The organism is Chryseobacterium wanjuense, assembly GCF_900111495.1.
Lineage (GTDB): Bacteria > Bacteroidota > Bacteroidia > Flavobacteriales > Weeksellaceae > Chryseobacterium > Chryseobacterium wanjuense.
In genome coordinates this window covers 1,218,506-1,230,843 of the sequence record NZ_FOIU01000001.1, presented here as the reverse complement: position 1 = coordinate 1,230,843, position 12,338 = coordinate 1,218,506, and the positions used below count along the sequence as shown (strand labels likewise).

14 protein-coding genes are annotated in these 12,338 nt (G+C 35.8%); 10 read left to right on the top strand and 4 right to left on the bottom strand.

The window, feature by feature from the left end:
• Window positions 1-132 precede the first annotated feature (132 nt).
• Entirely contained in the window at window positions 133-1,092 is a 960-nt protein-coding gene (locus BMX24_RS05550) for a PhoH family protein (RefSeq protein ID WP_089791056.1), read from the bottom strand.
• Window positions 1,093-1,226: 134 nt separating this feature from the next.
• On the opposite strand from BMX24_RS05550, the gene BMX24_RS05545 reads away from it, so the two are divergent.
• From BMX24_RS05545 to rplI, 7 genes are all read left to right on the top strand, one after another.
• Window positions 1,227-2,054, top strand: a complete 828-nt coding sequence (locus tag BMX24_RS05545) for an SAM hydrolase/SAM-dependent halogenase family protein (protein WP_089791055.1) — start codon at window positions 1,227-1,229, stop codon at window positions 2,052-2,054.
• A gap of 63 nt (window positions 2,055-2,117) precedes the next feature.
• Window positions 2,118-3,434 carry a dihydrolipoamide acetyltransferase family protein gene (locus BMX24_RS05540; protein ID WP_089791054.1) on the top strand — a complete coding sequence of 439 codons (1,317 nt, stop codon included), beginning with the start codon at window positions 2,118-2,120 and terminating at the stop codon, window positions 3,432-3,434.
• Between the two features lie 206 nt (window positions 3,435-3,640).
• Complete coding sequence (locus tag BMX24_RS05535) at window positions 3,641-4,261, top strand: hypothetical protein (protein ID WP_089791053.1); 621 nt, start codon at window positions 3,641-3,643, stop codon at window positions 4,259-4,261.
• 42 nt (window positions 4,262-4,303) lie between these two features.
• Window positions 4,304-5,656: a chloride channel protein gene (locus BMX24_RS05530; protein ID WP_089791052.1), complete on the top strand. Its 1,353-nt coding sequence runs from the start codon at window positions 4,304-4,306 to the stop codon at window positions 5,654-5,656.
• A gap of 209 nt (window positions 5,657-5,865) precedes the next feature.
• The gene (gene rpsF, locus BMX24_RS05525) at window positions 5,866-6,207 is read left to right on the top strand and encodes a 30S ribosomal protein S6 (protein ID WP_089791051.1); all 342 of its coding nucleotides are present in this window, start codon (window positions 5,866-5,868) and stop codon (window positions 6,205-6,207) included.
• Between the two features lie 31 nt (window positions 6,208-6,238).
• Window positions 6,239-6,541, top strand: coding sequence for a 30S ribosomal protein S18 (rpsR, locus tag BMX24_RS05520; protein ID WP_007844708.1), 303 nt, complete (start codon window positions 6,239-6,241; stop codon window positions 6,539-6,541).
• A gap of 129 nt (window positions 6,542-6,670) precedes the next feature.
• The gene (rplI, locus tag BMX24_RS05515) at window positions 6,671-7,171 is read left to right on the top strand and encodes a 50S ribosomal protein L9 (protein WP_089791050.1); all 501 of its coding nucleotides are present in this window, start codon (window positions 6,671-6,673) and stop codon (window positions 7,169-7,171) included.
• 83 nt (window positions 7,172-7,254) lie between these two features.
• On the opposite strand, the gene BMX24_RS05510 is transcribed toward rplI, so the two are convergent.
• Complete coding sequence (locus BMX24_RS05510; protein WP_089791049.1) at window positions 7,255-7,824, bottom strand: thioredoxin family protein; 570 nt, start codon at window positions 7,822-7,824, stop codon at window positions 7,255-7,257.
• Window positions 7,825-7,903: 79 nt separating this feature from the next.
• Here BMX24_RS05510 and BMX24_RS05505 point away from each other — a divergent pair, with 79 nt between their 5' ends.
• The 3 genes from BMX24_RS05505 to BMX24_RS05495 all read left to right on the top strand — a co-directional run bounded on the left by BMX24_RS05505 (window position 7,904) and on the right by BMX24_RS05495 (window position 10,441).
• On the top strand, window positions 7,904-8,788 hold the full coding sequence (locus BMX24_RS05505) for a lysophospholipid acyltransferase family protein (protein ID WP_089791048.1): 885 nt from the start codon (window positions 7,904-7,906) through the stop codon (window positions 8,786-8,788).
• Between the two features lie 6 nt (window positions 8,789-8,794).
• Complete coding sequence (locus BMX24_RS05500; RefSeq protein ID WP_089791047.1) at window positions 8,795-9,769, top strand: glycosyltransferase family 2 protein; 975 nt, start codon at window positions 8,795-8,797, stop codon at window positions 9,767-9,769.
• Window positions 9,770-9,886: 117 nt separating this feature from the next.
• Window positions 9,887-10,441 (top strand): 3'-5' exonuclease, encoded by a 555-nt coding sequence (locus BMX24_RS05495; RefSeq protein WP_089791046.1) that lies wholly within the window; start codon window positions 9,887-9,889, stop codon window positions 10,439-10,441.
• 42 nt (window positions 10,442-10,483) lie between these two features.
• Here BMX24_RS05495 and apaG read toward each other — a convergent pair whose 3' ends face one another.
• Both apaG and odhB read right to left on the bottom strand, forming a co-directional pair.
• Window positions 10,484-10,858 carry a Co2+/Mg2+ efflux protein ApaG gene (gene apaG, locus BMX24_RS05490; RefSeq protein ID WP_228404700.1) on the bottom strand — a complete coding sequence of 125 codons (375 nt, stop codon included), beginning with the start codon at window positions 10,856-10,858 and terminating at the stop codon, window positions 10,484-10,486.
• A 106-nt stretch (window positions 10,859-10,964) separates the two neighbouring features.
• Window positions 10,965-12,230: a 2-oxoglutarate dehydrogenase complex dihydrolipoyllysine-residue succinyltransferase gene (gene odhB, locus BMX24_RS05485; protein WP_089791044.1), complete on the bottom strand. Its 1,266-nt coding sequence runs from the start codon at window positions 12,228-12,230 to the stop codon at window positions 10,965-10,967.
• Window positions 12,231-12,338 lie beyond the last annotated feature (108 nt).

The following is a 12,338-nucleotide window of genomic DNA, read 5'->3' as shown; positions in this document are numbered from 1 at the left end:
TTTTTAATTAATTCGGTGGCAAAAATAGGAATTTATTTTAACTCTTATAATTTTATGGTATATTTTATTTTTTAAAACAAAAAAAACAGGATAATTTTTCAACTACCCTGCTTTTATTTTATTAATTAAAACTTATTCGTTTCTTAATCTTTTCTCTTCATCGTTGTACGCCAATATAATTTTCCTTACAACTGGGTGTCTCACAACATCTTCCTCTGTTAAATGTACAAATCCGATTTCTTTTACCCCATGCAAAATTCTCATAGCCTCTTTCAACCCGGATTGTTGTTTTGGTGGCAAATCTACCTGACTCGGGTCACCAGTGATAATGAATTTCGCATTCATTCCCATTCTGGTTAAAAACATTTTCATCTGAGAGTGCGTTGTATTTTGGGCTTCATCCAGAATTACAAAGGCATCATCCAGCGTTCGCCCTCTCATGAAAGCCAACGGAGCCACCTCGATCACTTTTTTCTCGATAAAACCTTCCAGTTTTTCGTGAGGAATCATATCACGAAGTGCGTCATACAAAGGCTGTAAGTACGGATCCAGCTTTTCTTTAAGGTCACCCGGCAAAAACCCCAGACTCTCCCCTGCTTCTACCGCAGGTCTTGTGAGGACAATTCTTTTTACTTCTTTATCCCGCAAAGCTTTCGCCGCCAGAGCTACACTCGTATATGTTTTACCCGTTCCCGCAGGTCCGATCGCAAAAACCATATCTTTTTTCTCAGTTTCTTTTACTAATTTTTTAAGATTGGTGGTTTTAGCTTTAATTATTTTACCGTTTACGCCTTTTACAATAATATCCTGGTCAAAAACAAGCTGTTTTTCGTTTTCATCTTTAAGATTAAGGATATTTTCAACATCTTTAAGCTCTATAGAATTGTTTTTTGAAATGAATTTTACAATGTCATCAAGTTTTTGTTTAAGTATATCTAACGCTTCCTGATTTCCCATCGCAAAAATAAAGTGGTCTCTTCCTGTGATTTTCAGAGTCGGAAAGCTTGATTTTATTAAATTGAAATATTGGTTATTAACGCCATAGAAGATTTTTACATCTACATCTTCCAAATCATATGTTAATTCAAACATGCAGTATTTTTATTTATTTTAGATTTTAAATTTAAACCTTTTTTTCAAATTTATCTCAAATTCTTTTCCACAATCTTCGGGCTTTCCTTTATTTTTAAATAAATTTGCAGAACGATCATTTCTATAACTATTCAATGTCAATTATTACCCTTACTTCGGATTTCGGAAATTTAGATTACAGAGTTTCTGCTGTGAAAGGCAAAATCCTGTCTCTTAATCCTGAAGTGAATGTTGTAGATATTACCCACGAGATCCAGGCATTCAATCTTATACAGACTTCTTATATTGTAAGGAATGCTTATAAATATTTTCCGAAAGGCACCATTCATATCCTTTCCGTAGACAGTTTTCATCATAAATCGAGGAAAAATATCTTATATAAAGCCAACGGACATTATTTTTTGGCTGCTGATAACGGTCTTTTGAGTTTAATTTTTTTTGATATTAAACCTGAAGCCATGTATGAAATCACTTTAAATAACAGATTTGATGATATCGTAAACTTCACTTCAACGGATGTTTTTGTTCCTGCAGCCGTACATTTGGCGAATGGTGGACTTCCTGAAGTGATCGGCAGAAAGATCAAACATACCAAAGAACTGCTCTTCCCGAAACCGGTGTACAACGAGTCCGAAAAAATGATTATCGGTGAAGTGATGTATATTGATAATTTCGGAAATATAATTTCAAATATCAGCAAAGATTTCTTTGAAAGTACAGGCCGTGGAAACGAAAATTTCACTATAAAATTCAGAAATCTAAGCCTTTCGAGAGTATTTTCGAGCCATACGGAAGTGGTTTCCGACTGGGCAAGGGAAACGGAATTTCATGGGCAGTCTGCAGCAATTTTCAATGACAGTCAGCTTTTGGAGTTAACCATCTATAAGGGAAGTAAGAAAAACGGTGCAAAATCTTTGTTCGGACTGAACGTAGGCGAAAATATTTACATCGAATTTTCCTAGAATTTAATATTTCATAAAAAAATCGATTTTTTTTATATATTTGTCAAAATCTAAAAATTAAAAATGGCAGAGTACAAATTATTGCTTCCTTCCATGGGAGAAGGTGTTATGGAAGCGACAATTATCACTTGGTTGTTCAACGAAGGTGATAATGTAAAAGAGGATGATTCCGTAGTAGAAATTGCAACAGATAAGGTAGATTCAGACGTTCCGACACCGGTTTCGGGGAAAATCGTAAAGATTTTGAAACAGAAAGACGAAGTTGCAAAAGTGGGTGAAGCCATTGCTATTTTAGAAATTGAAGGAGAAGGCGGAAACACGGCTTCAGAAGAAGTAAAAACGGAAACTCCGGCTGCAGCTCCTGATACAGACACATTAAAAACTATTGAAGAGCCTCTAAAAGTAGCTGCTTCAACACAAGAATTCTCCGGAGATCTTTATTTATCTCCACTTGTAAAATCAATCGCACAACAGGAAAATATTTCTGAAACTGAACTGAAAACCATTAAAGGAAGCGGTTTAGAAGGAAGAATTACCAAAGAAGATATTTTAGCATACGTAAACAACAGAGGAAACCAGCCAGCTCCGCAAGCTGCTCCGGTACAACAGGTGGTTTCTGCTCCACAGCCGGTGGCAACTTCTGCGCCAGCTTCTACAATCTCTGTTGCAGCAGGTGACGAGATCATTCCTATGGACAGAATGAGAAAAATCATCGCTGAAAACATGGTAAAAGCGAAGCAAATTGCTCCTCACGTTACTTCTTTCATCGAAACAGACGTTACCAACGTTGTAAAATGGAGAAATAAAAACAAAGCTGTTTTCGAAAAAAGAGAAGGCGAAAAACTGACTTTCATGCCGATTTTCGTGAAAGCTGTCGTGAAAGCTATCCAGGATTTCCCAATGATCAATGTTTCTATCAATGGTGACAATATCATCAAAAAGAAAAATATCAATATCGGTATGGCAACTGCTTTACCGGACGGAAACCTTATCGTTCCTGTCATTAAAAATGCAGACCAGTTATCACTTTCAGGTCTTGCAAAAGCTATCAATGATTTGGCTTACAGAGCAAGAAATAAAAAATTAAGACCTGAAGATACTCAAGGTGCCACATATACAATTTCAAATGTAGGAAGCTTCGGAAACCTGATGGGAACACCGATCATTCCTCAACCGCAGGTTGCTATTTTAGCAATCGGAGCGATTGTGAAAAAACCTGCAGTTCTTGAAACGGCTGACGGTGATGTAATCGCGATCAGAAACTTAATGTTTATGTCACACTCTTACGATCACAGAGTGGTAGACGGATCTTTAGGTGGAATGATGCTGAAACACGTTCACGATTACCTTGAAAACTGGGATCTGAATACGGAAATATAAATAATGAATAATTGGTAATGAGTAATTTTTTACCGGTTTAAAATATAAAACCTCCGATTTTTTTCGGAGGTTTTTTTGTTATTCTAAAACAAAGTCAAAATCTGTCATCAGGAATCTTGTGGACGATAAACCTAACAGGTTTTGGAAACCTATTACGTTTGACTTAAATAAATAATTTTTATCTTTAAAAAAACAATTTTGCATACATGGATTTTGGAGAAGAACTTAATGTTAAATTATTTAGATTTTCAGAAGAACAAAAAAAACAAATTTTTAAGCTTTATGATAAACTTTGTGAATTTTATAAAGTTTCTGTAATTGATATAAAAGATTCACCCTTATTTCAATTTAAGCCAATTGTAGAAAATAAGAAATTCGTCCCTGAAATTTGTTATTTAATTGAAAGTGAAGGAGGTTCTGTCTTTTACCTGTATATTGTAACCAGACTTATTACATATCATAAAAAATATGGAAATACCGAAATAGAAGTCCTGGAAATCTGGGGATTAAAAGAGCTGGATGAGAATTACGAGAACATCTCCATTTACAAGAAAACTTTTGCAGATCATATTGTAGGTTTTTTTAATATTTTTGATATTCATACAAAAGATGATTCAGAATTCGATAAAAAGTTTTGTATTCTGGGAAAAAACAAAAATAAAACGCTGCAATTTTTAAACTCAAAAAGAAGAAAAGAATTAATCAAAAAATTCCCTGATGAAGATTTTAAACTTGAAGTTAAAAACAACATTTTAAGCTTTGGATTACAGAAAGAACTTACAAATAGTCGCGCTTTACAAATCTCAAAATTTTTAAAAGAAATGTAAAATTCACAAAATTCCTGTATTTTTACATATCAAAATTACCAAATGCTGAAATTTTTCAATCTCATTCGACGATCTCTAAAAAAATCCTTTGACAACATCCGAAACGAACAATTGAAGTACAATCTGCTTCAGGCCATCCCCTTTTGGATAGGTTCGGTGATTACAGGCTTCTTTGCGGTAATGTATGCCAAACTTTTCGCCTGGGGTGAAAACCTTTTGCACTTCATCATCAACTGGCATGCATGGATGATTTTCATTATCGCACCGATTGGTTTTGTTGTTTCATGGTGGCTCGTGAAAGAATTTGCACCCAATGCAAAAGGAAGCGGAATCCCGCAGGTAATGGCAGCTGTAGAGCTTGCCAACCCTAAAGAACACAGGAAAATCAGGAGTTTATTAAGTTTAAAAATTATTGTTTTTAAAATCATTTCCTCAGTCGTTTTGGTAATCGGAGGTGGCGCTATTGGTCGTGAAGGACCTACTATTCAGATTGCGGGCTCGGTTTTCAGGAAGGTAAATGAATATCTTCCCGAATGGTGGCCAAAAATTTCCAAGAAAAATATGATCATGACAGGAGCTGCGGCCGGACTTGCAGCCGCTTTCAACACTCCTCTCGGCGGAATTGTATTTGCTGTTGAAGAGCTTTCAAAAACGCATATTAATTACTTTAAAACAGCTTTATTCACCGCGGTTATTATTGCCGGTTTAACGGCTCAGACGTTGGCGGGTTCTTATTTATATCTGGGATATCCCAAAACCAATGATGTTTCATTAATGGTAATGTTTCCGATTATTTTAGTCGCAGGTACCGCAGGAATTCTGGCTAGTCAGCTTTCTGTAACCATGCTTAAAATCACCGACTGGAAAAAAAGAAAATTAAAAACAGATAAAGCCAACGTCCTTTTTTTGGTTATTTCCGCTTTAATTATAGCTTCCATTGCATTCTTTATCAACCGGGAAATTTTAGGTTCAGGAAAGGAAATCATGGAGCGTATTCTTTTTACAAACGATAAACATGAAGACTGGTATGTTCCGATCTTAAGAATGTTGGGGCCTGCCCTTTCATTTACTTCCGGTGGCGCCGGAGGAATTTTTGCCCCTGCCCTCACAGCCGGAGCCAGCATTGGTTCTGTAATTTCAGGAGCAATTCATTTAAGTCCCAATGAGACCAACGTTGTGGTTCTTGCCGGGATGGTGGCTTTTCTTACAGGAATCACCAGAGCGCCCTTTACATCAGCCATTGTCGTCCTTGAAATGACGGACAGACATTCATTGATCTTCCACCTGATGTTAGCCGGAATGGTTTCTTCCATCGCTTCTATTTTGGTGAGCAGACATTCTTTATATGATGTGATAAAGGTGAATCTGCTGGAGGAAATACGGTCGGAGAAGTAATTGCGAGTTTTGAGTTGCGGGATTCGGGTTGCGGGTTTTTGAGTGACGAGATGAGTGGGTTGTTGATTTTGTTTTTTTTGATTTTATTTACATTTATCATTGACTTTATTTGCTATTCAAAATCGAAGAAAATGTACTTTCATATTGTATATTACAAATATATTTCCTACTTTTGCACCTCGAAATAATTAACAAATTCATTTAACATTATGAACAATTACGAAACTGTTTTCATTTTAACTCCCGTTCTATCTGACGCACAGGTGGAGGAAGCAGTGAAAAAATTTGAAGATCTTTTAAAAGAAAAGAACTGCGAAATCGTTGCTAAAGAAAACTGGGGATTAAAAAAATTAGCTTATCCGATCCAATTGAAAAAGAACGGATTCTATACTTTAATCGAGTTTAAAGGTGAAGGAACTATCGTTGCTGATTTAGAATTAGCATTCAAACGTGACGAAAGAGTAATCCGTTATCTTACAACAAAACTTGACAAGCACGCTATCGAGTATGCTGTAACAAGAAGAACAAAAGTAAAATCAGCTAAAGCTTAATTATTAACCCTATTTTTTAAAAGACAAAGACATGGCAATAGACGAAATGGCTAAACAAGCCTCAGCTGGAGGAGAATCTGAAGTAAAGTTCCTTACTCCACTTGATATCAATACAAAATCTGAAAAGAAATATTGTAGATTCAAAAAATTCGGAATTAAGCACGTTGATTACAAAGATGCTGATTTCTTATTACAATTCGTGAACGAACAAGGTAAAATCTTACCTAGAAGATACACTGGAACTTCTTTGAAGTACCAAAGAAAAGTTTCTGCAGCAATCAAAAGAGCAAGACACCTTGCTTTGATGCCGTACGTAGCTGACTTATTGAAATAAGACAAAAATAAATAAAGGAAGAGAGCAATCTCTTCTTTTGTTGCTGAATTAATTAATAAATTCTAACGAAGTGAAGAGAAGCCCGGAACTCAAATCCAGGAACTCGGATCTCTAAAACGGACAACAACAATGGAAATTATCCTAAAAAAAGACGTAGAAAACTTAGGACTTGAGTTTGATACTGTAAATGTAAAGCCTGGTTATGCTAGAAACTTCTTAATTCCTCAAGGAATTGCACTTTTAGCTACACCTAAAAATAAAGCGGCTTTAGAAGCTACTCTTGAAGCTAGAAAAGAAGAAGAAGCTAAATTAATCGCTGCTGCAAACGCTGTAGTTGAGCAATTGAAGAAAACTTCTATCACAATCCCTGCAAAAGTAGGTTCTGGTGACAAATTATTCGGATCTATCAACAATGCAGATCTTTCTGCTGCTCTAGAAAAAGCTGGAGTTTCTGTAGAGAAGAAATATATCAAAATCCCAGGAAACACGATCAAGAGAACTGGTAGAATAACTGCAAACATCAGATTACACAGAAACGTAGAATACAATTTCGATTTCGATATCGTATCTGACGCTCCTGTTGAAGCTGCTCCTGCTAAAAAAGAAGAAGCAAAATCTGAAGAAGCTTAATCTAAAAACGAGATTTTCTCATCATAAAAAACCACTTCAAATGAAGTGGTTTTTCTTTTATGTATTATTATCAGTTATACCGGTTATGATTTCGGAGTCCACTGATTAAAAAAGTCTTTTACTTTTTGTAAGCTATACCCTTTTCCTTCTTCCAACACATCACTTTGCTGTACATGAATCATTTTCCCGTTTTTATCTAAAATAATGAAAACAGGATAGCCAAATTTATCTCCCGGGTTTCCGTATTCCGCGAAAATCTTTTCATTTTTATTATCCGGTGAGTAATTCAAATGATAATATACGTAGTTCTTATCAACAATGGCTTTCAGTTCAGGAGTCGTCTGTACAAACTGATTGAATCTTAAACACCAGATACACCAGTTTCCTCCCGCCTGGATCATAATATTCTTCTTTTCCTTTTTAGCCTTTGCAATCAGGTTCTGAATATCTTTTCCTGCATCAGCCTTCGGATTGTAAGGTTTAGGCAGTTTTGCCTTTTCCTCGGCTGCTTTCTTCTTTGCATCCAGCTCTGCATGGTCAGTTTTCACCAACAAAGCTTTATCTTTCTCTCTTACATCGGGTTTATCTTTCAATTCCTGAGAAAAAGCGAAAAAACCTAGTCCAAGAAATGCTGTTAATAGTAATTTTTTCATAACATAAAAATAAAAAAATAATACTTATTGCAAGCAAAAATAGAACCATAATTTTATTATCCGTAAATTTGCGTGTTTTATGAATTTCCTGATCAAAATATTATTTTTAATTTCAAAATTACCGCTGAAAATTTTATACATTTTTTCAGATATTATCTTCTTTTTAAACTACTACATCGTAGGATATAGAAAGAATGTAATCACACAGAATTTAAAAAACTCGTTTCCTGAAAAATCTGATGCAGAAATAGCAAAAATCAGAAAAAAATTCTACCTCAATTTCTCCGATTATTTAGTGGAAACCATCAAATCCTTCAGTATTTCCGAGACAGAATCCAGGGTGAGGATGCAGCATATTAATCAGGAAGTTTTTCATGAAGCCAAAGCAGAAGGGAAAAATATCATTTTACTGGCCGGACACGTTTTTAATTGGGAATGGATCAATGCATTGGCGAGGATTATTCCGCAAGACCATTGTCACCCCGTTTACAGAAAGGTAAACAGTGATTTTTGGGAAAATCAGATGAAGAAAGTACGAAACAAATTCGGAAATGAAGCTCTAGAAGCTAAAGAAGTTATTTTGAATATTGTAAGATCAAAAAATGACGGAAGTTCAGCTTACATGTTTGTGGCAGACCAGACCCCGCATTTTGCACATATTACTTACGGATTAGAGTTTTTAAATCAAAGAACACCTGTATTTACGGGGTATGACAGATTAGCTACAAGAATGGATCTGGCTTTCATTTATTGTGAAATGAAGAAAGTAAAACGCGGATATTATCAGGTAAACTATCACAGGATCTATCCGGATGGTGAGAAATTCGTGGAACATGAAGTGGTGAAAAAATTCCATAAACTATTGGAAAATACTTTACACAAAAGACCGGACAACTATCTTTGGTCGCACAGAAAGTGGAAATATCAGGATTCTATTAAAAATTTTGATTCTCAAAAAATATAGATTTTCATGTCGAAAAAATTAGCAGTTGTCATATTAAACTGGAACGGAAAAAGCTGGCTTGAAAAATTTCTTCCGGGAGTAATTCGGTTTTCTCAGGATGCAGATATTTATGTCATCGATAACCTGTCAACAGACGATTCCGTTGCTTTTTTGCAGAATAATTTTCCATCGGTGAAAATCATTGAGAACGATAAAAATTACGGGTTTGCAGGAGGCTACAATGAAGGTTTAAAACAGATTGATCATGAATTTTACTGTCTTTTAAATTCAGATGTTGAAGTTACTGAAAACTGGATTGAATCTATTCTGAGTTTATTTGAAAAAGATTCAGCTATATCCGCGATTCAGCCTAAAATTTTATCTTTTAACAATAAAAAATATTTCGAATTTGCAGGAGCTGCAGGAGGTCTTATCGACAATCTCGGTTATCCTTATTGCAGAGGTCGTATTTTTGACGATCTTGAAGAAGATAAAGGTCAATACAACGACGAGACAGAAATCTTCTGGGCATCGGGGTGTTGTTTTTTTATCAGGTCTAAAGATTTTTGGGAACAGAAAGGATTTGATGAACGTTTTTTTGCCCATCAGGAAGAAATCGATCTTTGCTGGAGATTGATAAACTCAGGAAAGAAAATTTTTTATACCGGAAAATCTAAAGTGTATCACGTAGGCGGAGGAACTTTAAATAAGCAAAGCGCCCAAAAAACATATTTAAATATCAGGAACAATCTTTCCATGCTATTGAAAAATTTACCTTTCCCAAAGCTTATTGTGTTGATATTTTTCAGATTATGCTTAGATGGTATCGCAGGGATTTATTTTGGTTTAAAACAAGGGTTTCCGCATCTTTGGGCTGTTGTAAGAGCGCACTTTGCATTCTATGGTCAGGCTGCAGAAACATGGAGACGTCGTCAGAATTATCAAAAAGAAGTGTTCTATCAGTCGAAATGGTTGATATTTAAACATTTTTTAAAGAGGTAGATCCGAGTTTCGGGTTTTGAGTTCCGTGTTGAGATCGGAATGGTGAGTAAAGAACATTAAACTCAAAGCATTGAACCCAAAACTTTAAACATTGAACAATAATTTAAACAATTTTAAATGGATTTTTGTGCATTAGATTTCGAAACAGCTACACACGAGAGGAATTCGGCGTGTGAGTTGGGCATTTGTATTGTACAGGATTCTAAAATTGTTGAGACCAAAACATGGTTGATAAAACCTCCCAGCTTTCCTTATTTTAATCCTTTTAATGTAGATGTTCACGGCATTTTACCGGATCATGTGAAGGATGCCCCTACTTTCGATGAAATCTGGTATGAGGTGGAGGAAATGATGTACGGAACATTAATGATTGCTCATAATGCAGGTTTTGACGCAGGCGTTTTACGAGGCTGCCTGAATCACTACGGAATGTTTACGCCGAAACTGAATTATTTATGCAGCATCCAATTAGCCAAAAAAACATGGAATTACCTACCCAAATACGGATTGAAACATTTGGCTGAATATCACCAAATTAAGTTTAACCATCACAGAGCGGGCGACGATGCAGAAGTTTGTGCTAAAATTTCTTTGCTGGCTTTTGAAAAATTATTTCTCACCAGCAATGAAGAAGTTGCTGATTATATGAAGCCGAAGATTAAAAAGCTTTAGTTTATGATACGAGCTGCGAGATTCGAGCTTTTTGGTCATACATTAATTACTTAAAACTTCAGACAATAGATTAAACTTAGGAATATCTATTTCGAAATTTTCCTGTGTTTCCATGTTTTTTACGAGGTATTTTCCACTCATATTCCCTACTCCGGAGCGAAGCATTACATTGGAAAAATAAGCAAAATTTTCACCACTCGGAATTTCCGGTGTCAAACCGATCACTCCGTCACCAATAATCTCTGTGTATCCAAACCCAACATCGAAAATCAACCACTTTCTTTTAAGAATTTTTATAGGAAAACTTCCGTCATTTTCAATGGTAATGTTATACTTAAAAACATATCTGTTTTCAGATGGATAACTATTTTTGCTATCATATTCAGGTATTACTGAAACTTTGATATTTGAAGTCATTTTTGAGAACATCATCTTAGTATTTTCTAAATATATACAAAAATCTCGCCTTTTTCAAGACGAGATTAGAATTTTATATTATAAATTGCTTAAAAGCTATAATTTTTTATAATTCAAGGGCTTTTCTTTCGTCACCTCCCATTAAGATTTCAACAGGGTTGTCGATACCTTCTTTTACCGCAACAAGGAATCCTACAGACTCTCTTCCGTCGATAATTCTGTGGTCGTAAGACATTGCTACATACATCATTGGACGGATTACCACCTGCCCGTCAACCGCTACCGGTCTTTGGATGATATTGTGCATTCCTAAGATCGCAGATTGAGGAGGGTTGATAATCGGTGTAGACAACATAGACCCGAATACACCACCATTTGTAATTGTGAATGTACCACCTGTCATTTCGTCAACAGTGATTTTTCCGTCTCTTACTCTTTCTGCAAGATTTTTGATGTTTGCTTCAACTCCTCTGAAAGTCATATTCTCAGCATTTCTCAATACCGGAACCATTAATCCTTTAGGCCCAGAAACCGCTACCGAAATATCGCAGAAATCGTAATTAATTTTGAAATCTCCGTCGATCGATGCATTCACATCCGGATACATCTGTAATGCTCTTGTAACCGCTTTTGTGAAGAAAGACATGAAACCAAGTCCGATTCCGTGTTTTTGAGCAAATTCATCTTTATATTGTTTTCTGATTCTGAAGATTTCAGACATGTCAACTTCATTGAAAGTCGTTAACATCGCTGTTTCATTCTTTACAGAAACTAATCTTTGCGCTACTTTTCTTCTAAGAACAGAAAGTTTAGTCGTAGTAGTAGATCTGGAACCAGTAGCTGAAAGCGCGCTTCCTCCCATTGCAGGAACAGCAGCCAATTCAGCGTCAGTTTTAGTGATTCTTCCGTCTCTTCCACTTCCGGAAACCTGTCCGGCATCGATACCTTTTTCGTCAAGAATTTTCTTTGCAGCAGGAGATGGAGCTCCGGTTGCATACGTTTGAGTCGCCGCAGCTGCAACAGGTTGAGCCGCTGGTTTTGGAGCTTCTTGTTTAGCTGGTTCAGCCGCTTTCGGAGCCTCTTCCTTTTTAGGAGCTTCAGCAGCAGGAGCACTTCCACCTGCAGGTTTTGGAGCATCCATATCAATTAAACAAACTACCTGACCTACTTGTACCACGTCACCTTCTTCTGCTTTTAAAGTAATAATTCCACTTTGTTCAGCTGGCAATTCAAGAGTAGCTTTGTCTGAATCTACTTCAGCGATAGGTTGATCTTTTTCTACATAATCACCATCTTTTACAAGCCAAGTTGCGATTTCAACTTCCGTAATTGATTCGCCCGGTGAAGGAACTTTCATTTCTAAAACTGACATATCGTATTTTTTATTTTTTTATTGATTATTATTTCTTTTTTAGATTTTAAGAAAATAGATAAAAGACAAAAAGACTTTTAAAATTCTAACTTCTAATCTCTAATTTCT